The sequence below is a fragment of the Herbaspirillum sp. 3R11 genome, from assembly GCF_004563925.1.
Classification (GTDB): Bacteria; Pseudomonadota; Gammaproteobacteria; order Burkholderiales; family Burkholderiaceae_D; genus Herbaspirillum.
In genome coordinates this window covers 529,584-552,019 of the sequence record NZ_SPNJ01000001.1, presented here as the reverse complement: position 1 = coordinate 552,019, position 22,436 = coordinate 529,584, and the positions used below count along the sequence as shown (strand labels likewise).

23 protein-coding genes are annotated in these 22,436 nt (G+C 58.4%); 8 read left to right on the top strand and 15 right to left on the bottom strand.

From position 1 onward, the window contains the following. Nucleotides 1–114: 114 nt before the first annotated feature. The 3 genes from glnL to glnA form a co-directional block, all read right to left on the bottom strand. Complete coding sequence (glnL, locus tag E4P32_RS02565; RefSeq protein ID WP_116433399.1) at nt 115–1,188, bottom strand: nitrogen regulation protein NR(II); 1,074 nt, start codon at nt 1,186–1,188, stop codon at nt 115–117. 153 nt (nt 1,189–1,341) lie between these two features. Continuing rightward, nucleotides 1,342–1,830 (bottom strand): DUF4124 domain-containing protein, encoded by a 489-nt coding sequence (locus tag E4P32_RS02560; protein WP_116433400.1) that lies wholly within the window; start codon nt 1,828–1,830, stop codon nt 1,342–1,344. A 148-nt stretch (nt 1,831–1,978) separates the two neighbouring features. Then, on the bottom strand, nt 1,979–3,394 hold the full coding sequence (gene glnA, locus E4P32_RS02555) for a type I glutamate--ammonia ligase (RefSeq protein ID WP_116433401.1): 1,416 nt from the start codon (nt 3,392–3,394) through the stop codon (nt 1,979–1,981). A 371-nt stretch (nt 3,395–3,765) separates the two neighbouring features. Here glnA and E4P32_RS02550 point away from each other — a divergent pair, with 371 nt between their 5' ends. After that, the gene (locus E4P32_RS02550) at nt 3,766–4,230 is read left to right on the top strand and encodes a rhodanese-like domain-containing protein (protein WP_116433402.1); all 465 of its coding nucleotides are present in this window, start codon (nt 3,766–3,768) and stop codon (nt 4,228–4,230) included. 88 nt (nt 4,231–4,318) lie between these two features. On the opposite strand, the gene E4P32_RS02545 is transcribed toward E4P32_RS02550, so the two are convergent. From E4P32_RS02545 to E4P32_RS02535, 3 genes are all read right to left on the bottom strand, one after another. Next, complete coding sequence (locus E4P32_RS02545; protein WP_233526577.1) at nt 4,319–5,014, bottom strand: response regulator; 696 nt, start codon at nt 5,012–5,014, stop codon at nt 4,319–4,321. 8 nt (nt 5,015–5,022) lie between these two features. Then, nucleotides 5,023–5,706: a response regulator transcription factor gene (locus tag E4P32_RS02540; protein ID WP_116433938.1), complete on the bottom strand. Its 684-nt coding sequence runs from the start codon at nt 5,704–5,706 to the stop codon at nt 5,023–5,025. A 155-nt stretch (nt 5,707–5,861) separates the two neighbouring features. Further along, complete coding sequence (locus tag E4P32_RS02535; RefSeq protein ID WP_116433403.1) at nt 5,862–7,118, bottom strand: EAL domain-containing protein; 1,257 nt, start codon at nt 7,116–7,118, stop codon at nt 5,862–5,864. Nucleotides 7,119–7,281: 163 nt separating this feature from the next. Here E4P32_RS02535 and E4P32_RS02530 point away from each other — a divergent pair, with 163 nt between their 5' ends. The 7 genes from E4P32_RS02530 (at nt 7,282) to E4P32_RS02500 (ending at nt 15,789) form a co-directional block, all read left to right on the top strand. Then, nucleotides 7,282–8,046 (top strand): DUF1120 domain-containing protein, encoded by a 765-nt coding sequence (locus E4P32_RS02530; protein ID WP_116433404.1) that lies wholly within the window; start codon nt 7,282–7,284, stop codon nt 8,044–8,046. A 69-nt stretch (nt 8,047–8,115) separates the two neighbouring features. Beyond that, nucleotides 8,116–8,766, top strand: a complete 651-nt coding sequence (locus E4P32_RS02525) for a DUF1120 domain-containing protein (protein ID WP_158559707.1) — start codon at nt 8,116–8,118, stop codon at nt 8,764–8,766. 145 nt (nt 8,767–8,911) lie between these two features. Beyond that, nucleotides 8,912–9,622, top strand: a complete 711-nt coding sequence (locus E4P32_RS02520) for a fimbria/pilus chaperone family protein (RefSeq protein ID WP_233526579.1) — start codon at nt 8,912–8,914, stop codon at nt 9,620–9,622. Between the two features lie 32 nt (nt 9,623–9,654). Further along, nucleotides 9,655–12,234, top strand: a complete 2,580-nt coding sequence (locus E4P32_RS02515) for a fimbrial biogenesis usher protein (RefSeq protein ID WP_135008699.1) — start codon at nt 9,655–9,657, stop codon at nt 12,232–12,234. After that, on the top strand, nt 12,227–12,817 hold the full coding sequence (locus tag E4P32_RS02510) for a hypothetical protein (RefSeq protein WP_135008698.1): 591 nt from the start codon (nt 12,227–12,229) through the stop codon (nt 12,815–12,817). Before E4P32_RS02515 ends, E4P32_RS02510 begins: the two co-directional genes overlap by 8 nt. A gap of 127 nt (nt 12,818–12,944) precedes the next feature. Further along, complete coding sequence (locus E4P32_RS02505; protein WP_116433940.1) at nt 12,945–14,456, top strand: DUF1800 domain-containing protein; 1,512 nt, start codon at nt 12,945–12,947, stop codon at nt 14,454–14,456. A gap of 16 nt (nt 14,457–14,472) precedes the next feature. Then, nucleotides 14,473–15,789 (top strand): DUF1501 domain-containing protein, encoded by a 1,317-nt coding sequence (locus tag E4P32_RS02500; RefSeq protein ID WP_116433407.1) that lies wholly within the window; start codon nt 14,473–14,475, stop codon nt 15,787–15,789. A 68-nt stretch (nt 15,790–15,857) separates the two neighbouring features. Here the strand turns inward: E4P32_RS02500 and iscX are convergent, their stop codons facing one another. From iscX to iscR, 9 genes are all read right to left on the bottom strand, one after another. Continuing rightward, on the bottom strand, nt 15,858–16,052 hold the full coding sequence (gene iscX, locus E4P32_RS02495; RefSeq protein WP_116433408.1) for a Fe-S cluster assembly protein IscX: 195 nt from the start codon (nt 16,050–16,052) through the stop codon (nt 15,858–15,860). Nucleotides 16,053–16,092: 40 nt separating this feature from the next. Continuing rightward, nucleotides 16,093–16,431, bottom strand: a complete 339-nt coding sequence (gene fdx / locus E4P32_RS02490; protein ID WP_116433409.1) for an ISC system 2Fe-2S type ferredoxin — start codon at nt 16,429–16,431, stop codon at nt 16,093–16,095. Nucleotides 16,432–16,458: 27 nt separating this feature from the next. Then, nucleotides 16,459–18,324 carry a Fe-S protein assembly chaperone HscA gene (gene hscA / locus E4P32_RS02485; RefSeq protein WP_116433410.1) on the bottom strand — a complete coding sequence of 622 codons (1,866 nt, stop codon included), beginning with the start codon at nt 18,322–18,324 and terminating at the stop codon, nt 16,459–16,461. A gap of 7 nt (nt 18,325–18,331) precedes the next feature. Continuing rightward, the gene (locus E4P32_RS02480; RefSeq protein ID WP_116433411.1) at nt 18,332–18,946 is read right to left on the bottom strand and encodes a LysE family translocator; all 615 of its coding nucleotides are present in this window, start codon (nt 18,944–18,946) and stop codon (nt 18,332–18,334) included. A gap of 6 nt (nt 18,947–18,952) precedes the next feature. Then, nucleotides 18,953–19,468 carry a Fe-S protein assembly co-chaperone HscB gene (gene hscB / locus E4P32_RS02475; protein WP_116433412.1) on the bottom strand — a complete coding sequence of 172 codons (516 nt, stop codon included), beginning with the start codon at nt 19,466–19,468 and terminating at the stop codon, nt 18,953–18,955. 208 nt (nt 19,469–19,676) lie between these two features. Further along, complete coding sequence (iscA, locus tag E4P32_RS02470) at nt 19,677–20,000, bottom strand: iron-sulfur cluster assembly protein IscA (RefSeq protein WP_016834034.1); 324 nt, start codon at nt 19,998–20,000, stop codon at nt 19,677–19,679. A 42-nt stretch (nt 20,001–20,042) separates the two neighbouring features. Next, complete coding sequence (gene iscU / locus E4P32_RS02465) at nt 20,043–20,447, bottom strand: Fe-S cluster assembly scaffold IscU (RefSeq protein ID WP_016834035.1); 405 nt, start codon at nt 20,445–20,447, stop codon at nt 20,043–20,045. 66 nt (nt 20,448–20,513) lie between these two features. After that, nucleotides 20,514–21,767 carry an IscS subfamily cysteine desulfurase gene (locus tag E4P32_RS02460; RefSeq protein ID WP_116433413.1) on the bottom strand — a complete coding sequence of 418 codons (1,254 nt, stop codon included), beginning with the start codon at nt 21,765–21,767 and terminating at the stop codon, nt 20,514–20,516. Nucleotides 21,768–21,782: 15 nt separating this feature from the next. Then, nucleotides 21,783–22,286: a Fe-S cluster assembly transcriptional regulator IscR gene (iscR, locus tag E4P32_RS02455; protein WP_116433414.1), complete on the bottom strand. Its 504-nt coding sequence runs from the start codon at nt 22,284–22,286 to the stop codon at nt 21,783–21,785. Nucleotides 22,287–22,436: the final 150 nt, after the last annotated feature.

Sequence of the window (22,436 nt, the reverse complement as noted above, 5' to 3'; positions counted from 1 at the left end):
GTTATCTTTTCTTGCTTATCGTTGCATTGGTAACGTTTGGTGGCGTATGTGCACAGCCTGAAAAGCCTGTGCCGGTGTTGCCCTGTTCAATCCTGCGCCCCCGATGAACTGCCATCAGGGAAGCGGAATCAATATTCTGAAATCCGTACATCCCGGCCGGCTTTCGCATTCGATCACCCCCATGTGCTGCTGGACGAATGTTTGCGCCAACGTCAGTCCCAAACCGCTGCCTCCTTCCCGACCGGATACCAGCGGGTAAAAAATGCGGTCCTGGATATCCGGTGAAATGCCGGGGCCGTTGTCGATGATATGCAAGTCTAGTGCCAGCCGATACCGGACCTTGGCCAGCGTCACTTGACGCATTACGCGGGTCTGCAAAATCAGCTCGCCGTCGCCGGTGCGAATACGTTCGGCGAGCGCTTGCGCGGCGTTGTGAACAATGTTGAGCAAAGCCTGGATCAGTTGCTCCTTGTCGCCGCGGAATTCCGGAATCGACAGGTCGTAGTCGCGCTTGATGGTCAGCCCGTTGGGGAACTCGGCCAGGATCAGGCTGCGCACGCGCTCGCAGACTTCGTGAATGTTGACGTCGCCGACGATGTGCGGCCGCCGGTGCGGCGCCAGCAGACGGTCGACCAGCGTTTGCAGGCGATCGGCTTCCTTGATGATGACCTGGGTATATTCGCGCAGCTCTTTCAGATGGCGTTCCGGAAGCTCCAGCTCCAGCAGTTGCGCCGCGCCGCGAATGCCGCCGAGCGGATTCTTGATTTCATGCGCGAGATTGCGGATCAGCTCCTTGTTGGCCTGGCTCTGGTCAAGCAGACGCTCCTCGCGGTCGAGCTTGAGTTGCTGGACGTTTTCACGCAGCTCCAGCAGCACCGGTGTATCGGCGTTGTCGAGAGCGGTGACGATGGTGTGGACCTGCAGCGGCTCGCGGCCGATTCGTTCCAGCACGAGATCGAGGCGCTTGTCGGCGAACTGGTGTGCAACCGCTTGGTAGAACAAAGTGGCGAGCTCTTTGCCGTTGAGGAACAGCTCGCTGAGCTTTTGCTGAGACAGCACCTTGAAGGAACTTTCCAGCAGGTTTTCAGCGGCGGCGTTGGCGTACACAATGCCGCCGTTGGCGTCCAGGATGATGACCGCTGAGGCCAGCAAATCCAGACCATCAAGTGAAGGTAAAGTTGTTTTCATGCGTTCCGGTAAGTGCCTGTATTAATGCCGCATCAAGTATGTCGTCACAGCTTGTGGCCATGCGCACAGATTTGTCAGCTTCCCCTCAGCTAAGCAAGATTTGGGCAAGGCTGCAACACCACTGGCTTCCCGGCTTGCAAGCCGTTTTGCAAATTAACGCAGCTTGCCCAGCTCGCGCCTGAGTGCGTCGACATTGCGTTCTGCGCGGGCAATGTCGTCCTTCATGGCGGCAGCGCGTTCCTGGTATTTTGCATAGTTGCGCTCGTCGCCGCGCCGCTCGGGTTCGCCGTTGTTGTAGTCCGCTTTCAGGCCCGCCAGCTTGCCCTCTTCCAGTCTGAGTTCATCCTGCAATATCAGTTTGCGATCACTGTCGCGCGCTTTCTGCACCTGGCCGTCGGCCTTGGGGAAAGCGCCTGCCGTCACTGCCGTCGCCGGCTTGCCCGGTACCGCACGTTTGGCCGGCGTCGCCGCATTCGCAGCCGGCATGTCCAGTTTGCGACATCCTTTGTTGAGGCCGGTGTTACGGTATTCGGTGACGCCGTTCTGATCGACACAGACATAGACTTCATCTTGCACCGGAGCGGCGTGCGCGATGACTGCGCAGAGCAGGCCCGGCAGTACGATGAATACAAAAGATTTCATTGGTCCACGTCTGAAAAATGCGATGGAACCAAGTGTATGACAAGACCCGGCGGTGAACAAATGCGGCCCGCCCGGACCAAACAGAAAATGCCGCGCGCATGAAAAAAGGGAAGCAAGCTTCCCTTTTTTATCAATGCAAAATCGACGATTACAGCGAGTAGTACATGTCGAATTCGATTGGGTGTGTCGTCATGCGATAGCGTTGCACTTCCTGGCCCTTCAGGTCCAGATAGGCATCAATCATGCTGTCGGTGAAGACGCCGCCGCGGGTCAGGAACTCGCGATCGGCGTTCAGTGCTTCCAGCGCTTCTTCCAGCGATGCGCACACTGTCGGGATCAGCTTGTCTTCTTCCGGTGGCAGATGGTACAGATCCTTCGAAGCGGCTTCGCCTGGATGAATCTTGTTCTGCACGCCGTCCAGACCTGCCATCAGCAGAGCCGAGAAGCACAGGTATGGGTTCGCCAGTGGATCCGGGAAACGTGTTTCGATACGACGGCCCTTAGGATTCGCAACGTGCGGAATACGGATCGATGCGGAACGGTTACGTGCCGAGTACGCCAGCTTGACCGGTGCTTCGAAACCTGGAACCAGACGCTTGTACGAGTTGGTGCCCGGGTTGGTGATCGCGTTCAGCGCCTTGGCGTGCTTGATGATGCCGCCGATGTAGAACAGCGCGAATTCGGACAGGCCAGCATAGCCGTCGCCTGCGAACAGGTTCTTGCCGTCTTTCCAGACCGATTGGTGAACGTGCATGCCGGAGCCGTTGTCGCCGACCAGTGGCTTAGGCATGAAGGTCGCTGTCTTGCCGTAGGTGTGGGCGACGTTCCAGATCACATACTTCAGTGTCTGTGTCCAGTCAGCGCGCTCAACCAGTGTCGAGAACTTGGTGCCCAGTTCGTTTTGACCTGCGCCGGCCACTTCGTGGTGGTGCACTTCAACAGGGATGCCCAGGGACTCGAGAATCAGGGACATTTCCGAACGCATGTCCTGGAAGCTGTCGACCGGTGGCACTGGGAAGTAGCCGCCCTTGACGGTCGGACGATGGCCGGTGTTGCCGCCTTCGAGCTTGGCGCCGGTGCTCCATGCTGCTTCTTCGGATTCAATCTTGACGAAGGAACCGGACATGTCCGCGCCCCAACGTACACCGTCGAAAATGAAGAATTCTGGCTCAGGACCGAAGTAGGCGGTGTCGCCCAAGCCGGTGGACTTCAGGTACGCTTCAGCGCGCTTGGCGATGGAGCGTGGATCACGGTCGTAACCCTTGCCGTCGGCCGGTTCGATCACGTCACATTGCATGAACAATGTGGTTTCTTCCATGAACGGGTCGATGTTGGCGGTGTTTGGATCAGGGATCAGCAACATGTCCGAAGCTTCGATACCCTTCCAGCCGGCGATCGAGGAACCGTCGAATGCGTGACCCGATTCGAACTTGTCGATGTCGAAGTGGGAAACGGGAACAGTTACGTGTTGCTCTTTACCCCGGGTGTCGGCAAAACGGAAATCAACAAACTTGACTTCATTGTCTTTCACCAACTTCAAAACCTCTGCGGCCGTCCTTGCCATGCGAATCTCCTAAAACGAGGAAGTAGTATAAATTTGTACAATTTGGGTGATGAGCCGACTACGTGCGACTTAATGTGTGCAGCAAATACAACAGATAGTGCGCCAGAACTCAGGCGGGAATGATAGCAGATTCCATGCCATCAACTCCCTCACGTTGATGCTTATGGCATATTTTAGGGAGTTATTGGCTGGCGGGCGTTTCCGAGCAGTGCACGATGATTCCAATATTGAACAATTGTGGTGCAAATTTCATTTTTCGCACCAATAAAAAGCAAATTTCTCTCAATGCTTTATTTTGGTGCAAATATTTGATGACGCTAGCGTTGAAATAAAAAATTAAGTATCTTTCCAGCAATTCTTAAAGGACTTTGATGACGACTTCCAGCGATATTCTTTCGACCGCAGGTCAGCGCGCCCAGACCGGCCAGTTTCCGTATGCGGGCGCGGTCACGCCGCAAGAGGCATTTGCCCTGCTGCAGGGCGATCCGGCCGTCAAACTGGTCGATGTCCGCACCAAGGCGGAACGCGACTGGGTCGGTCAGGTTGTGATTCCGGCGGAACAACATCTGGCGGTGCAATGGAATCTCTATCCCGAGAGCGTTCCCAATCCTCAATTTCTGGAGCAGCTTGACGCCCTCGCAGGCAAGCAGGCGACATTGCTGTTCATGTGCCGTTCGGGCGTGCGTTCCCGCCACGCTGCAAAACTGGCGACCGAAAACGGCTATACGCGCTGCTATGACATTCTGGAAGGTTTCGAAGGAAACAAGGACGGTGCGGGCCATCGCAAGACCATCGAAGGATGGTGCAAGGCGGGTCTGCCGTGGGCAGGAGCTTGAGTTGACGCAGTGAGCGGGGCCAGCTGACGTATGCTTACGGCAAACATGAACGGGCCCGCTGATGCGGGCCTTTTTCATGAACCCGGATTCAGATGGAGCGCAATTGCCGCTCGAGCGCAGTGACCTCAGCGCTCAGATCTGTGGGCGGCTGTGCGCGATGCACGGCAATCGCTTCGATGCGTTCCAGCGTCGCAACGATCTCGCCTGCCGCCATCGTGAGTGCAGCGCCTTTCATCCGATGCGCCAGCCTGCCGACTGACGCCATGTCCGATTCATCCATGGCGGCCCGCAACACGGTGAAGTCCTCCAACGATGTCGTGCGGAACAGCAGATTCAGATCCACGCTGCGCACGTCGTCAATGTTCATTGGCGCGACCGCCGAAACATCGACGTCGCACCATAGCGACAGCATTTTTTTCAGTTCATCGACTGGCAAAGGCTTGCCAAGTACGCCATCCATGCCACTGTCGAGACAAAGCTGCATGTGCGCGGTATCCGTCTCGGCCGAGATCGCGATGATGGGCGTGTGCGTGAGCTCCTCTTCGCGTTCGCGCCGGCGAAAAATTTTCGCCACGTCGTAACCACTCATGTCCGGCATCTGGCAATCCAGCAGCACCAGGTCGAATTCATTGTCCTGCATTGCAGCAAGACCGGAGTTTCCATCCTGCGCCGTCGCTACCTCGCAACCAAGTTTCTTCAGCTGCTTCTCGATGACGACGCGACTGGTCGCAGAATCGTCGACGACAAGAATCTGAAGCAAAGGAGCCGGGGCAATCGTGGTCATGGTGCGTCCTATATGTCTTGGAGTTGATGCTGAATCTTGAACAGTTCATTGTCGTTGCGCACGCCCAGTTTGCGGAAGGCTGCCTGCTTCTGTCCGCTGATGGTCTTGACGCTGCGCGCGAATTTCTCGGCGATCTGCGTGACGCTCAGCCCATCCAGGCAACAGCGCAGCACTTCGCGTTCACGCGGCGACAGTTCGACGTTGTCGGTGAGCGAATCGCCGTTTGCCGATTCTTCGTCCGAGCCGTTGCTGGACAACATCGAGGAGATTTCCGCCGCCATGAGCGGGTTCAGGTGCACGCGCCCGACCGCCACCGAACGCACTGCCGCAATCAGCTCGGACAATTCTTGTTCCTTGCCCACGAAACCACGTGCACCGGCGCGCATCGCCAAAGCGACCGTCGCTGGATTGTAGTGGGAAGAAGAGACCAGAATTTTGCTGTCGGGGAAACGCACCTTGAGCGCCCGGATCAGGTTGAGGCCATCAATGTCGTTGGCCCCGAGGGAATAGTCGATCAACAGGATATCCGCCGGCAAGGCACGCAAGGCGGACATCATGTCCTTGCTTGCGGCATAAGCGCCGACTACCTCAAAATCAGATTCTTCGGTCAGTCTCGCCGCCAGCCCATGCCGGACCACGGCATGATCGTCGAGCAATGCAATACGAATTGCCTTTGTCGCAGTCCAGGTCATCATGGCGTCCTTTCGCAGACGATCATTCACGCAGAAAACCGCTAGACATCGAAATCGATGCTCGCTTCGCCTGGATGCGATTGAAAAAGGTAGGACTCCCGACCAGTCGAATTATGATCGAGTGTAACAAAAATAGTAAAAATACAATAGAAAACTCAGGCATTTATGAGGCCATTGTTGAACAATTGATTGGCACCGACCTTATTCAGGAAGTCTTCCTGACGCATGGGCGCTGCAATATAGCCCTGCCCGCGCCCGCATCCCATCGCAGCGAGAACCTCCATTTGCCGGGCATTTTCTATTCCTTCCGCAGTGACGGTGAGTTGCAGGCGCTTGGCGATGCCGATGATCGATTCGACGATGACGCGACATTGCGGCTGGCGCAGGAACTGACGCACGAAGTGGCGATCAATGCGGATTTCGGTGAAGGGCATTTGCGACAGCAGCTTCATGGTTGAAATGCCGGAGCCGAAATCGTCAATCGACAAACCGAATCCGCGCAGGCGCAGACGATTGAGCGACGCCGCCAGCTTGAGCGCATGTTGCGACGGCTCTTCTTCCGAAATGCCGACGGTGATCAGGCTGGAGGCAATGCCGTAGCGTTGCGAACGTTCGTAAAGATAGTCGGCGATTTCCGGCGTTTCCAGCGTTGAAGCGGATGCCTTGATGCAGATCGGAATGCTGCAGCCGATGTGCGCCAGTCTCTGTTGCGTTTTCAGAACATGATTGACAGTCCGATAGAACAGCATGAGACCGAGCCCCTGCCGCTCGATCAGCGTCATGAATTGCTCCGGCACGAGATAGCTGAATTTGGGATGACTCCAACGCACCATGGCATCGGCGCCGATGATGGTCTTGGTCTCCAGCGCGATCTGCGGCTGGTACCGCACTTCGAATTCACTGGTGTCGCAGATGGCGCGCAAGATGTCGTCATCGCCGATGGCGCCGTCCATTGCCGCCGGTGTTGTTTTTCCGCTTCGCCCAGGCGGAGGCTTGATCGCATTCATCAGTTTCAGCGCCGTAGCGAGAATGCTTTCCAGCGCGGGCAAGGAGAGAGGTTTGGCGATCGCTTCGACAAAAGGAAATCCGGCGGAATACGCCAGCTGCAGATGCGACTCGCGTACGTCTTCTGCATGCACGCTCATCCATACCAGCATCGGCAATTCCTTGCCGGCGGATTGCGCCGAACGGTCTTGCGCCAGCACAAACTGCGAGCCGTCCATGTTGGGCATACCGATGTCACAAAAGATCAGATCGATGTGGCGTTCCGAGAGGCGCTCCATTGCTTCCATGCCGTCTGCGGCGTCGACGACACTGATGCAACCCAGCTCGCGCAATTTTTCGACTGCAAATATTTTTTGCAACGGCTCATCCTCAACTACCAGAACAGAAAGATTCGCGACTGTTTTCATCTTTACCCCAAGCGAGATGTGCACCGCAGCTGCGGCATAGACTTTGATTAACCAGATGCAATTCTGATCATCTTGCGCACATCCGTATATGAGAATGATCTCAATTCAGCCCCGCTTATTTGCCGGTAAATAATCGAAAAATGACGAGTTCACCACACCAGTGATGTTTTTTTATACGTTTCCCATATTTTGGTTGGACGTACATCTCGCCAACGTTATCCTTGCCGGATCAAATCACAATACTTGGCAATCTGGGGAAAGCATGAAAAAGGCCGTCTCGACAACGCTGTGGCGTGGCGTCTCATTCTCCCTGCTTGTCGCTGCATCTACCGCGTCCGCCGTCGGGGCAACTGAATTGCGGGTGACCGGAAAGATCGTTCCTGATGCCTGCCTGCCGGTTTTTTCCGATGCCGGCGTAGTGGATTACGGGCCGATTTCATCCGAGCGCGGCGCAGCAAAAATCCTCAGCAAGAAAATCTTCACGCTCTCCGTTTCCTGTGCCCTGCCTTCACGCCTTGCGCTGCGCCTGATCGACAATCGCGACAGCGCGCCGATACCGCAAATGCAGGCAGTGGCGATGCGCAATCGCAGCAAGAAAGATTTGTTCGGATTGGGCGCACAGAGCGGACAAAATGCCGGCGCCTACATCGTATCGTTCGAACCGGCGCATCCCACGGCGAGGCCGCCCACCATGATGGAATCGGCTACCGGCATCAATGCCACGCAATGGATGCTGAGCAGCGACAATACCATCCGCAAGAATGTGCTCTACGCCTGGGATGCGGAACACAAAATCCACCCCGGCGGCACGCTCAACTTCGAGGCTAGGCTGAGCATCCAGGCGGTGATCGACAGCACCGACAATACAGCGACGAAAGAAGATGCCTCGCTGAACGGTTCGGCTACCTTCGAACTGTTGTACTTATAGGCAATGCTCACGATCTGCCGAAATGAAAGAAGCGCATTGGTGAAAAATATTGCGATCAGAACTGCAACTGTGGCTTTCGGACTGTCCTGCATTGGGGCAACCGCGCTGTCGGGCGCTGCCAACATGGTGGAAATGCAGGTAGTCAGCGTCATCACTCCCGCCGCCTGCACGCCGATGCTGTCGGGCGGCGGCGTCGCCGACTACGGCACCATCCCGGCACGTTCGCTGAAACCCGGCGCGGTGACGCCTCTGCCGGCGAAGTCGCTGTCGTTCAGCATCAATTGCGATGCCGCCGCCAAAGTGAGCGTCCGCGCCATCGACAATCGCACCAGCTCGGTCATCGTCGGCATCGTTGCTGCCGGTTCGGGCGACGGCACCCTTAATGACAGTTTCAACTTCGGTCTGGGCACCGCTGCCGGCAAGAGCATCGGCGGCTATGCGATCGTGTTTCAGCCGACGTCCTATACCGGCGACTACCAGCAGGCCCAATTGTTGTATTCGACCGACAGCGGTACGACCTGGCAACCATCGACGAACGGCTACGTCGCCAAGAACCGCAGCTTCGGCTGGGGCGCAGCGGGCAGCAGCTACGTATCGTCCTTGCGCACGATCTCCGGCACCATTACCGTGCTGCCCTACATCAACAAACCCGAAAACCTTTCCTTGTCGCAAGAGATCTTGCTCGACGGTTCGGCAACGCTTGAGCTTTCCTATCTTTAAGAGTCTCCGCGACACTGTTTGTCGCCCCTGTTCGACGCTTCAAATCGTCTGCATTTTGAGAATATTCTCAAATACTCTTAAATTAATTTCTCATAAAATCGGAGCTGTTCAACACCTGCATCTACAACAATCGGGGGTAAATGAAATGTGCACCATTTTTAAGAAATTGATTTTTCTTGCTGTTGCCGGCTTTCTTTCCAACGCGATCATTCCTCTGACTGCACATGCCAGTGGCATGCTTCCCGAGACCTCCGTGGTCATCATCAACGAGGCCGACGGCGAAGCCAGCATGAACGTCAAGAATACCGACGCCAATGCCACCTTGCTCTACACCTCGATTCAAAATCTCCCCGAAGACAAGGAAAACCTGCTGGTCGTGACGCCCCCCGTTGCACGCGTCGAGCCGGATGAAACCCAGCTGGTGCGCTTCATCCTCCAGATAAAGGAGCCGCTCAAGACGCAACGCTTCAAACGCGTCATTTTTGAAGGCATCCCGCAGCAGTCCAAAGACGGCGGCGTCAAGGTGACGATGAACGTTCGTCAAAATCTGCCGGTCATCATCCATCCCAAAGGCCTGGCGCAAAATCGCGAACCATGGAAACTGCTGACCTGGTCGGTGCGCAACGGCAATCTCGTCGCCAGGAACGACAGCGCCTATGTCGTGCGCCTGGCGCAAACGGTGACGCTGCTGCCGGCCAAGACCGAGCTGGATCTCGGCAAGACCTATTTCCTGCCGGGCGAAACCATCAGCGTAGCAGTCCCGGCAGCCGGCGCGGCATCGACCACGGTGCGCTTGGCGCCGGCGACCGTCTACGGCTTCTCGGTGGATAGTTACGACGCCGCACTCACCAAATAAGTCCCGTTTTTTCTCCCTCGCGATCAGGGAACATGAATAATAAAATCAGCGAGGAACATGGATCTGTCCTCGACCCGCCCGTTGCTCGTCTGAAGCATTGCCTCCTTGCCTTGTCAGCCCTGGCGGGAGGCATGGCGGTGACGCCCTTGCATGCAGCCGACGCCAGCGGATTCGATCTGAACATGCTGAAAGAGCGTGGCATCGATCCGCAGCTTGCAGATTATTTTCGCGAAGCTGCGCGCTTTCGTCCGGGCGTGCAGGTCGTGACGCTGTTCGTCAACGGCAGCAAACGCGGTCGCGTTGATGCACGCTTCAATGCCAAAGGTGACTTGTGCTTTGACGTCGGCATGCTCGACAAAGGCGGATTGATCGTGCCGTCGCAGTTGAAGAAAATCGAGAAGCCCGCGCCTGGAGCATCTGCGACACAATCTGCGACGGCGGCATCACCAGCCTGCTTCGACTACAAGGAAGCCTTTCCGCAAACCCAGGTGGAGCTGCGCCCCGGCAAAGAAGAAGTGGCGCTGGTAGTGCCTACCGATGCCTTGCGACCCACCGAGGACGACTTCGCCGGCTACAGCAGCGGCGGCACGGCGGCAATGCTGAACTACGAAATACTCGGTGTGAACAGCAAATTCGCCGGCGGCGGCAGCCGCTTCATGTCGGCCAACGCCGAGCCCGGATTCAACTTCAGGGACTGGATCGTGCGCAGTCGTGAGGTCTACACCGCACAGGATGAAAAATCTCAGCGCCAGCATGTCTATGCCTATGCCCAGCACACGCTGATGGACTACAAATCCATCCTGCAGGCGGGCCAGATCAACATCGCCAATTCGGCGGTATCGGGCGGTTCCATCACGGGCGCGCAGATCATTCCTGAAAGTGCGCTGATGAGCCTCAGTCGCAACAACGTCATGGTGGAAGGCATCGCGCAATGGCAGGCACGTGTGGAAGTGCGCCAGGCCGGTGCGCTGATTTACACCACCGTTGTTCCGGCCGGGCCATTCGCCTTGTCCGACCTGCCGCTGCTCAATTCGGGAAGCGATCTGGAAGTCACTGTCGTGGAAGCCACCGGCGCGCAGCGTCGCTTCATCGTTCCGGCCGCTTCGCTGCACAGTGGCTCGCTGGGCAGCCAGCGCGGCTATTCCTTTGCCGTCGGTCGTCAGCGCAGTCTCGGCGGCAGTACTGCACGCCAGCCATGGATCGTCACCGGTTCCGGCGGCTGGAAAATCGGCAAGGACAGCAATGCCAACGCCGGCCTCATGGCGGCGACGTCGTATCAGGCGGGCGCCTGGGGCATGGATACGCGCGTGTTCAACAGCACCAGCGTCAGCCTGCAGCAACGCCTGTCCAATGCAACCGGCGAAGGCGTGCGCGGCACCCAGGTCAGCCTGTCCAGCAGCAGCCTGCTGTCGACGTCGCTTTCAGGCAGCTTTTCAGCAACTCAGCAAACGCTCGGCTATCGCGACCTGGCCGACACCATCGTCGACACCCCCGCCAATGCCGGCGACCTGCAGCACAATCGCTATCGCGGCCAGTACACCGCATCGATGAGCTGGAGCAACGCGACGCTGGGCTCCTTCAACGTCGCCTATTCGCGTTCGTCGCTGTTCAGCGGCGTATCGACCCAGCGCGTGACCGGTTCGTGGGGCCAGACATTCTCATTCGGCACGATATCGTTCAACCTCGAACACAATCTCGGCACCAGCGGCAACAGCGGCAACACCGACGCCAACAGCGCCAACACAGTGCCGATCAACACGTTTTACCTTACGCTGAGCATCCCGCTCGGGCAGCGCAACGTACGCACCTACGTCAACAACAGCAGCGGCTACAAACGCTACGGCGCCTCTTATAACGAGACGATCAACGAATACGCCAACTACACGGTCTCCGCGGAACGCAACACCCAAAACCAGGAAACCGATCTCTCGACGCAGGCGTCGATACTGCCTCGCTATACCCAGGTCAACCTCGGATACTCGCGCGCAGGATCGGGAGCGACTTCCATGAATGGCGGCCTGCGCGGCGGCATGGTGCTGCATCAGAACGGCCTGACGCTGTCGCCCTATCCGATCCAGGACACCTTCGGCATCCTGTCGGTGGGAGATGAATCCGGCATCCGCGTCAGCACGCCCTACGGGCCCGTGTGGACCGATCCATGGGGGCAGGCCGTGATTTCGCAAATGGCGCCGTATGCCAGCAGCCGGCTGGAGATCGCCACCAAGAGCCTGCCGCGCAATGTCGACATCAAGAACGGCTACAAGCTGGTCGAGCCGGGGCGCGGCTCGGTCAACTTCGTTACCTTCGACACCATCAAGGTGCGGCGCATCCTGCTCAACACCAAGGGAGCGGATGGCAACCCTCTGCCCAAGGGCGCTTTTGTGGTGGATGCCGAAGGCCAGTTCGTGACGACTGTAGTGGATGACGGTCAAATTTTCCTGATCAACGGCGTACCCAATTCCAAACTCGAGGTCTCGCTCCCGGACGGCAGGCAATGCTCGCTGCAATTTGAATTGCCGTCCAGGGCGGATCCCAACATGTTCTTCGAAACCGCGGAGGCCCGCTGCGGCCCTACTCTGCAAGTACAACTACAGAAAGCGCCTCATGCCTAATCGTGAATTTTTTATCTGCGGCTCCATGACGCGGAACGCCATCGTTGCCGTGGCCATCGCCCTGGCATCGCCGCCGACGCTGGCGGCCCCCAATGACAATTGCCAGATGCAGATCAGCAATACGGTGATCGACTACGGCCAGGTCACGCGCGCCGAGTTGCTTGAACGGCAGGTCTCGCCTACCGCTTTCGCTCTGGGCAAGCAAACCATGACGCTCTCGGTAAACTGCCGTCAGCCGACGCTGATGACGATTTACTTCCGCGGCGCTGCCGGCGACGGCAACGGCTACCGCTTCGGCAATGCCGGCAACTTCGTTCTTAACTTGTCGCTGGCGCAGCTTGACGGCAAACGCGTCAAGCTCGGCAACGTCAAAGTCACCGGCCAACAACCCGACAACATGGCTGAAATCGCGCTGCTGACGCCCGGCGTGGGCATTGTGCCGGTGCAGGATGAACGCACGCTCAAGGGCGCCAGCTTCTCGGTGCAGGTCGAAATCAACACCAGCGTTTCCGGCACCGCAAGCCGGGTTGCCGATCGCACCACATGGCGCAGCAGCGGCAGTTTCGAACTCGTGGAAAACTGACGACAAGCTGAAGGGCTGCTGACGACTTTTCGGCAGAAGCGATGCTCTTACACTTTATTACAGCGACGTTCGATGAGGATGCGATACTTTAAGCATTCTTCTTTTATTCTACGGCGTCATGCAACTCATGCAACTCCTCCGCAGACATGGTGTGATCGGATTGCTGGCATTGAGCCTCGCCGGCGCTTGCGGCGGTGCATTGGCGCAGGCGCTGAATTCGCAGGAGCAGGCCCTGCATGTGCTCAATCGCCTGGCATACGGCCCGCGTCCGGGTGATGTCGCCGCGGTTGAAAAAACCGGCGTCAAACGCTACATCGACGAGCAGCTCAATCCGGAACGCATCCCGCTTCCAGCCGACCTCCAGAGTCGCCTCGACAGCCTTCCGACCTACCAGCTGAACACCTCGCAACTCTACGTCGCTTACGGCCCGCCCTCGTTCCCGCCCAATACCGCCAGCGCCGACGAAAAGAATGCCGCACGCCAGCGCGCCGCAAAAGAAATCACGCCACAAAGCCATGCCGCGCGATTGTGGCTGGCGACCGAAAGTCCGCGCCAGTTGCAGGAGGTGATGACCGAATTCTGGTTCAATCATTTCAATGTCTTCGAAGGCAAGGAATGGGTGCGCTACTGGAGCGCCGACTATGAAAAGAATGCCATCCGCCCCAATGCGCTTGGTAATTTCCGACAGTTGCTGGGCGCGGTCGCACACCATCCGGCGATGCTCTATTACCTCGACAACTGGCTCAGCAGCGGCGCCAATACGCCGCAGGCAAAAGGACGCTTCAAGGGACTCAACGAGAACTATGCGCGCGAACTGATGGAGCTGCACACGCTAGGCGTTGACGGCGGCTACACGCAGGCCGACGTGATTTCACTGGCGCGCATCCTGAGCGGATGGACCATCGATGAGCCGAACATGAAACAAGGATTCGACAGCGCCGGCTTCGCGTTCAATCCGCAACGGCATGACGGCACAGCCAAACAATTCCTCGGTCGCACGATTGCGCCGGGCGGTCAGCAGGAAGGCGAACAGGCGCTCGACATGCTGGCGCGCAATCCGGCGACGGCGCGCTTCATCTCGACCAAGCTGGTGCAGTACTTCGTCTCGGACCAGGCGGATCCGGCGCTGGTCGACAAACTGGCGCAACGTTTCCTTGCCAGCGACGGCGACATCAAGTCCGTGCTGCGCAGCTTGTTCGACAGTCCGCAATTCTGGTCGCGCCGGAATTACCAGAGCCAGTTCAAGACCCCCTATCAATACGTGGTCTCCAGCCTGCGCGCCACCGCCACGCCGGTCGTCAACGCCAGACCAGTGAGCGGCGTGCTCAGCCAGTTCGGCATGCCTTTGTACGGCTGGCTGACGCCGGAGGGCTACAAGTTCTCCGAAGAAGCCTGGCTCAATCCCGATGCGCTGCTGCGCCGTATCAATTTCGCCAACGGCCTGAGCAACGGCAAGTCGCCCATCGCCCGCGCCGAGAATACGCAACCGGCAGCCAATACAGAAGCCGTCGATCCGGTGCGCCTGATCCAGACGCTGTCGCCGCTGCTGGACCAGAACGCCGTGACCGCCATCGCTGCGGCGCCGCCCAATTTGCAAGTCGGCCTGATCCTGGGTGGACCTGCTTTCATGAAACGTTAAGAGCATCGGAGCCGGAATGAGACGTCGAGACTTCATCCGCTACATGGGCCTGGCAGGCAGCGGCGCCATCCTGGTGCCGGTCGGCTTGTCCGGCTGCGCGGTAGCGCCCTCCGGCAAACCGCCTGTCGCCAATGCCGGTGGCAACGCACCCTTGGCCTACGGCGCTCCGCGCCAGCGTGCACACGCCGACGGCGACGGTACGCCGCGCATGGTGGTAGTGTTCCTGCGCGGCGCCGTCGACGGTCTCAACGTGGTAGTGCCGCATGGCGACAGGGAGTACTACCAGGCGCGCCCGGGCATCGCCGTCGCGCGTCCCGGCCAGAACAACGGCGTCATCGACCTGACCGGCTACTTCGGTCTGCATCCGTCCTTGCGTCCGCTGATGCCGTATTGGGATAGCGGCCAACTGGCCTTTGTCCATGCCTCAGGATCACCCGACGGTTCGCGCTCGCATTTCGAAGCGCAGGATTACATGGAGACCGGCACGCCCGGTCAGCACAACACACGCGACGGCTGGATGAATCGCCTGCAAGGCCGCCTGCCCCCGTCCGAATCACCGGTGCAGGCGCTGACGCTGGGCGAGTCGATCCCGCGCATCCTGAGCGGTCGGCAAGTGGTGGCCAACATGCCGACCGGCCGCGATGCAGCGCGCCCCACCCTGATCGATCAACCGAAGATCAGCCAGGCTTACGGCGCCATGTATGCGGGCAATGATGCGCTCGACAAGGCCTACCGCGACGGCATCGCCGCGCGCAAGGAACTGATGGCGGAACTGAGCAGCAATGAACAGCGCATGGCCAACAACGGCGCGCCTCTGCCGAACGGCATGGCCATCGATGCGGCGCGGCTGGGTCGTTTGATGCGCGGCGATCCGAAGATCCGCCTGGGCTTCCTGGCGGTGGGCGGTTGGGATACGCATGCCAACCAGGGAAACGGTGCGGGGCAGCTGGCCGGACGGCTGGCGCCGCTGGCAACCGGATTGGCGACGCTGGCGCAGGAGCTGGGTCCAGCCTTCAACGATACGGTGATCGTGGTGATTTCGGAGTTCGGCCGCACCTTCCGCGAAAACGGCAACGGCGGCACCGACCACGGTCACGGCAATGTCATGTGGCTGCTGGGCGGCAACGTGCGCGGCAGGACGATTTACGGTCAATGGCCGGGGCTGAACAAGACCGAGCTCAATGAAGGGCGCGATCTGGCGATCACCACGGATTTCCGCGCGGTGATGTCGACGCTGGCGGAGAAGCACATGCGCATTCCGGACAGCGCCTTGCAGCAGATTTTTCCGCAATACACGACCGGCATGCAGCATGTGTCCAACATTCTGGTGTAACGATGAGCGTCGGGCGGACAACAAAAAAGGAGCGATTTCGCTCCTTTTTGTTTCATGCCGTCACTGAATTATTCTGCTTCTTCGATCCACGCCGCCTGAATCGCTTCGAGAATTTTTTCACCCGAGCGATTGGCATCGTCGTCAAAACCATCCAACTCCATCACCCAGCGATGCAGGTCGGTGAAACGAATGGTCTTGGGATCGGTGTCCGGGAATTTATCGCTGAGTTCTTCAGCGATAAGTTGAATGTCGGTCCATTTCATGGCTGCCTCGCTAACGTAGGTCGCACACTCCCAGACAGAATCAGTGATTCTCGCTGGCGTGATTGATGGTGTACTTCGGAATTTCAACGACCAGATCGTCGTCGCCCAGCACCACCTGGCAAGACAGGCGTGAATTCGCTTCCAGGCCCCAGGCCATGTCGAGCAAATCTTCTTCCTTGTCGGTCGGCTCGCCCAGCGTGTTGAAACCTTCGCGGATCACCACGTGGCAAGTGGTACAGGCGCAAGATTTCTCGCAAGCGTGTTCGATATCGACGTCGCTGTCGAGCATGGCGTCGCACAAAGTCTTGCCGACCGGCGCATCAATGACGGCGCCGTCAGGGCAAAACGTGGGGTGTGGAAGTATGACGATTTGTGGCACGGTATTTACCTTTAATGACTTTGTCTTTTACGAAACTTCATCCAATTTCTTGCCTGCCAGCGCGGCGTGGACGCTGCGGTCCATGCGGCGGGCGGCGAATTCTTCGGTGCCATGCGCAAGCGCTTCCACCGAGGCCTTGATCGCCAGGTGATCGTCGCTTTGCGCCTTCTCACGCACGATTTCGATCAGCGCGGCGATGTCGATGCGCTCCTGTTCGTTGAGCAGTGCGCTGTCGGCATCCAGCGCCGATTGCGTCGCCAGGATAATGCGCTCGGCTTCGACCTGCTCTTCCCGCAGGGCGCGGCGCTTCATGTCTTCATCGGCCGACTGGAAGGAATCCTGCAGCATGCGTGCGACGTCGTCGTCGGCCAGGCCATACGAAGGTTTGACCGTGATGGCCGCTTCCACGCCTGAGGTCATCTCGCGCGCCGACACCGACAGCAAGCCGTCTGCATCAACCTGATACGTGACGCGAATACGCGCAGCGCCGGCCGCCATCGGCGGAATGCCGCGCAACTCGAAGCGCGCCAGCGAACGGCAATCGGACACCAGCTCGCGCTCGCCCTGCACCACGTGTACCGCCAGCGCAGTCTGGCCATCCTTGAAGGTGGTGAACTCCTGCGCGCGCGCGCACGGAATCGTGGAATTGCGCGGAATGACTTTCTCGGCCAGACCGCCCATGGTTTCGATACCAAGCGACAGCGGGATCACGTCGAGCAACAGCCAGTCGTCGCCCGCGGCGCGGTTGCCGGCCAGCAGGTTGGCTTGTACCGCAGCGCCCAGCGCCACCACTTTGTCCGGATCGATGTTGGCCAGCGGCGTGGTCTGGAAGAATTCACCGACCGCCTTGCGCACGTGCGGCATGCGCGTGGCGCCGCCGACCAGCACGACGCCATCGACGTCATCAACCGACAGCCCTGCATCGCGCAAAGCCTTGCGGCTCGGCGTGATGGTCTTGGCGACCAGATGCTGGGTCAGCGCGACAAACTCTTCGGCCGTAATCGAGAGATGCACTTCTTCACCGGAATTGAGTACGGCGTCGATCTGCGTGTTAGCTTTGGACGAGAGCAATTCCTTTACCTCGCGCGCCTTGACCAGCAAGATGCGGGTGTCTTCGTCCGACAATGGCGCCAGTTGCGATTGCTCGCAGATCCAGCAGAACAGGCGCTGGTCGAAATCATCGCCGCCCAGAGCGGAATCTCCGCCGGTCGACAGGACTTCAAACACGCCCTTGGTCAATTTCAGGATCGAGATGTCGAAGGTGCCGCCACCAAGGTCATAGACGGCAAACGTGCCTTCCGAACCGTTGTCGAGACCATAAGCGATAGCCGCAGCGGTCGGCTCGTTGAGCAGACGCAGCACGTTCAGGCCGGCCAGTTGCGCGGCATCTTTGGTGGCCTGGCGCTGTGCATCGTCAAAGTACGCAGGCACGGTGATCACGGCGCCGACCAGGTCGTCGCCCAAGGCATCTTCTGCAGTCTGGCGCAAAGTCGCCAGAATCTGCGCCGAAATCTCGACCGGGCTCTTCACACCGGCCACGGTCTTCAGTTGCACCATGCCCGGCGCATCCTGGAAATCGTAGGGCAGGTTTTCGACGTAGGCGATGTCTTTCAGACCGCGGCCCATGAAGCGCTTGACCGAGACGATGGTGTTCTTCGGGTCGGTGGTCTGCGCGGCTTGCGCCTTGTAGCCGATGTTGGCATTGCCGTTGGGCAGATAACGCACCACCGACGGCAACAGGCTGCGGCCCTCTTCGTCGCTGAGGACTTCCGGAATGCTGTTGCGCACGGTGGCGACCAGTGAATTGGTGGTGCCGAGATCAATACCGACCGCCAGCCGATGTTGGTGCGGCGCGGTGGACATGCCCGGTTCTGAGATTTGGAGAAGAGCCATAGTCGATTTATTCCGGCAAGGCGATGCGGATACCGAGTCCCACAAACGCACAGCCGGCAAGCCTGTTCAAATAGAGAGCGGCACGCGCCTGACGCTTGAAATACGCGCCGACGATGCCGGAGAAAAATGCAATCGCGCTGAAAATCGCCAGCGCCTGGAGGATGAATACCACTGCCAGCAACAGCATCTGCCAGGCCACATGGCCGGCCTGCACATTGACGAACTGCGGCAGGAAAGCGATGAAGAACAGCGTCACCTTGGGATTGAGAATATTGGCAATGACGCTTTGCCAAAAAATGCGCGACAGGCTGACCGGCGTCATCGTGGCATCCAGCGACATTGATGCGGCGGAGCGCAAAGTGCGGATGCCGAGGTACACCAGATACGCGGCGCCGGCATATTGCAGGGCGTGATAGGCGGCCGGATACGCCTTGATGATGGCGGCGAAACCGAGCACCGCCAGCAAAGTGTGGAAGAACAAGCCGGAAGAGAAGCCGAGTGCCGCCACGAATCCGGCCTTCTTCCCCTGCGCGACGCCACGCGTAAGCACGTAGATATTATCGGGGCCCGGCGCCAGGGTCAGCATCATGGCGGCGACAAGGAACAGGAATACGTCAGGCATAGCGCATCAACCTTCGATCAGGGCGAAGGCGTTGCCGATCTCTTCGCCGAATTTTTCAAGGAACATCAATTGGCGCACGAGTTGTGCGGCGCCGGCAAAGTCGTCCGCATCGAGCAGTGTTTCGATGCGGGCGACAGCATCTTTCTTGGCGCTGCGCAAGGCGCCGTCGAGCTGCTCAAGCGCATCGATATTCTTGCCTGCGCGCGCGTCGTCGAGTTCTTCGCGCCATTCCATCTGCTGCATCAGGAATGCGGTCGGCATGGCGGTGTTGGATTCGGTTTCGAGATCGACGCCATTGAGCTCGCACAGATACGTGGCGCGCTTGAGGGGATTTTTGAGGGTCTGGTAAGCCTCGTTGGCGCGTGTGGCCCATTGCATGGCGACGCGCTTTTCAGCGCCGGTCGCGTTGGCGAACTTGTCGGGATGGGCCTGATTCTGCACGCCGTGGAACGCCTTTTCCAACGCAGTCAGATCGACGGCAAAGCGTTGCGGTAACTGGAAAAGCGCGAAATGATTTTGCATACGTTGTGCAAACGGGAGCGGATGGGTAAAAAATAAAAAGCCTGTTCGAACTTCAACAGGCTTGGCAGAACAACGCTTCAGAGGCTATCGCTACGACTATTCTGGCTAAGCACGATCTTGCATTTGCACCTCAACTCGCAGAGTTGCTCAGATGCTCCTGCAGACGCCACTGCACATCAACATCATGGCGCCTGGGAAAATACGCAGGTCAGATACGGAAGCTTTCACCGCAGCCGCACTCATCCTTCATGTTCGGATTCTGGAACTTGAAGCCTTCGTTGAGGCCTTCGCGGGCGAAGTCGAGTTCGGTGCCGTCAATGTACGGCAGGCTCTTCGGATCGACAAAAACGCGAATGCCGCGCGATTCGAACACCTGATCTTCGGGTGTTTCCTCGTCCACGTATTCCAGCTTGTAAGCCAGGCCGGAACAACCTGTCGTGCGCACGCCAAGGCGCAGGCCGAGGCCTTTGCCGCGACGTTCCATATAGCGGCTGATGTGCTTTGCAGCTTTTTCAGTCAGTGTGATTGCCATGATGCTTGCCCTTCGCGTGCTTCTCGTTTGCTGCAACCTGAATTAGGCCGCAACCTTTTGTTCAACGCTGCCGTGCTTGGCCTTGTAATCTTGCACTGCCGCCTTGATGGCGTCTTCCGCCAGGATCGAGCAGTGAATCTTCACCGGCGGCAAGGCCAGTTCTTCGGCGATCTGGGTGTTCTTGATCGACAGCGCCTGATCCAGCGTCTTGCCCTTGACCCATTCGGTCACCAGCGACGACGAAGCGATTGCCGAACCGCAACCATAGGTTTTGAACTTGGCGTCCAGGATCACGCCGTCGGCGCCGACCTTGATCTGCAACTTCATGACGTCGCCGCAAGCGGGCGCGCCGACCATACCTGTGCCTACGGTCTCGTCGCCTTTTTCAAACGCGCCGACGTTACGTGGGTTTTCGTAGTGATCGAGTACTTTTTCCGAGTAAGACATTTTGATGCTCCTTGATGATGGTCGCCCCTGTCATTCATATGGGGGCGGTTTTCATTTTCGCGATATTTAGTGTGCAGCCCATTGGATCGTGCTGATGTCGATCCCGTCCTTGTACATATCCCACAGCGGCGACAGTTCGCGCAGCTTGCCGACCTTGCTCTTGATCAGGTCAATCGTGAAGTCGATGTCTTCTTCGGTCGTGAAACGGCCGATGGTGAAGCGGATCGAGCTGTGCGCCAGTTCGTCGCTGCGGCCCAGGGCGCGCAGCACGTACGACGGTTCCAGGCTGGCCGAGGTGCAAGCCGAGCCGGACGACACCGCGATGTCCTTGATCGCCATGATCAGGGATTCGCCTTCGACGTAGTTGAAGCTGACGTTCAGGTTGTGCGGCACACGATGTTCCATGTCGCCGTTGATGTAAGTTTCTTCGATCTCTTGCAAGCCCTTGGCCAGGCGATCGCGCATGGCGCGGATGTGGGCCAGTTCGGTTTCCATTTCTTCGCGGGCGATGCGGAAAGCTTCGCCCATGCCGACGATCTGGTGGGTTGCCAGCGTACCGGAACGCAAACCGCGCTCATGACCGCCGCCGTGGATCTGCGCTTCAATGCGCACGCGCGGCTTGCGACGGACGTACAGCGCGCCGATGCCCTTGGGACCGTAAGTCTTGTGGGCCGAGAAGCTCATCAGATCGACTTTCCAGCTTTCCAGATCGATCGCGACCTTGCCGGTTGCCTGCGCAGCGTCGCAATGGAAAATGATGCCCTTGGAGCGGCAGAATTCGCCGATTTCCGGCACCGGCTGGATCACGCCGATTTCATTGTTGACCAGCATGACCGAGATCAGGATGGTGTCGGGACGCACGGCTGCGGCGATTTGCTCGACCGTCACCAGACCATTATCTTGCGGCTGCAGATAAGTCGCCTCGAAACCTTGACGCTCGAGTTCACGGAAGGTATCCAGCACAGCCTTGTGCTCGGTCTTGACCGTGATGATGTGCTTGCCCTTGGTCTTGTAGAACTGTGCCGCACCCTTGATTGCCAGGTTGTTGCTTTCGGTTGCGCCGGAAGTCCAGATGATTTCGCGCGAATCCGCGTTGACCAGCTTGGCGACTTCTTCGCGTGCGTCTTCCACGGCCTTCTCCGCCGTCCAGCCGTACATGTGGCTGCGCGACGCAGGATTGCCGAACTGCTCGCGCAGATACGGAATCATCTTGTCCGCTACGCGCGGGTCGACCGGCGTCGTTGCCGAATAATCCAGGTAAATTGGAAAATGCGGTGCCTTGAGGGTGTCCAACAGGCTTTTTTCCAGAGGTGCGTTCATTTGTTCTAGCTCCAATCAAACCGCTGCGTGAGGGCGGTGCATGACAACCACGCTTTGTTCGGTACCGAGGTTTCTGTGTTCCGGGTGCTTCTGTTCTTTGGTGTGCTGCTGATTGACCAGGTCTTGCAGGGAGACCGAGTCAAGATATTCGACCATTTTTTCATTCAGCGTCGACCACAGGTCGTGCGTCATGCAACGGGTACCGCCGGGATGGGTCACGCTGTGGCAATTTTCCTTGCCGCCGCATTGGGTTGCATCCAGAGGCTCGTCGACCGCGATGATGATGTCGGCGACGGATACGTCCGCCGCTTTGCGCGCCAGGTTATAGCCGCCGCCAGGTCCGCGCACGGACTCGACGATCTGGTGACGCCGCAATTTGCCGAACAACTGCTCGAGATATGATAAAGAAATTTCCTGTCTCTCGCTGATGGCGGACAACGTGACGGGACCATTGCCCTGGCGCAACGCCAGGTCAATCATTGCTGTCACCGCAAAACGGCCTTTAGTAGTTAATCGCATGAACTCTCGACTCCAGAACAGTTTTCAGTCCCACTCCCTGAATTCCCGAATATTTAGGTCAAGTATAACAAACTTGAGTAATCTTGTCAGGTACTGCAAAACACCCTTCCCCGCCATGGACAAGCACTATGAATCAAAGGGCGGGAAGGC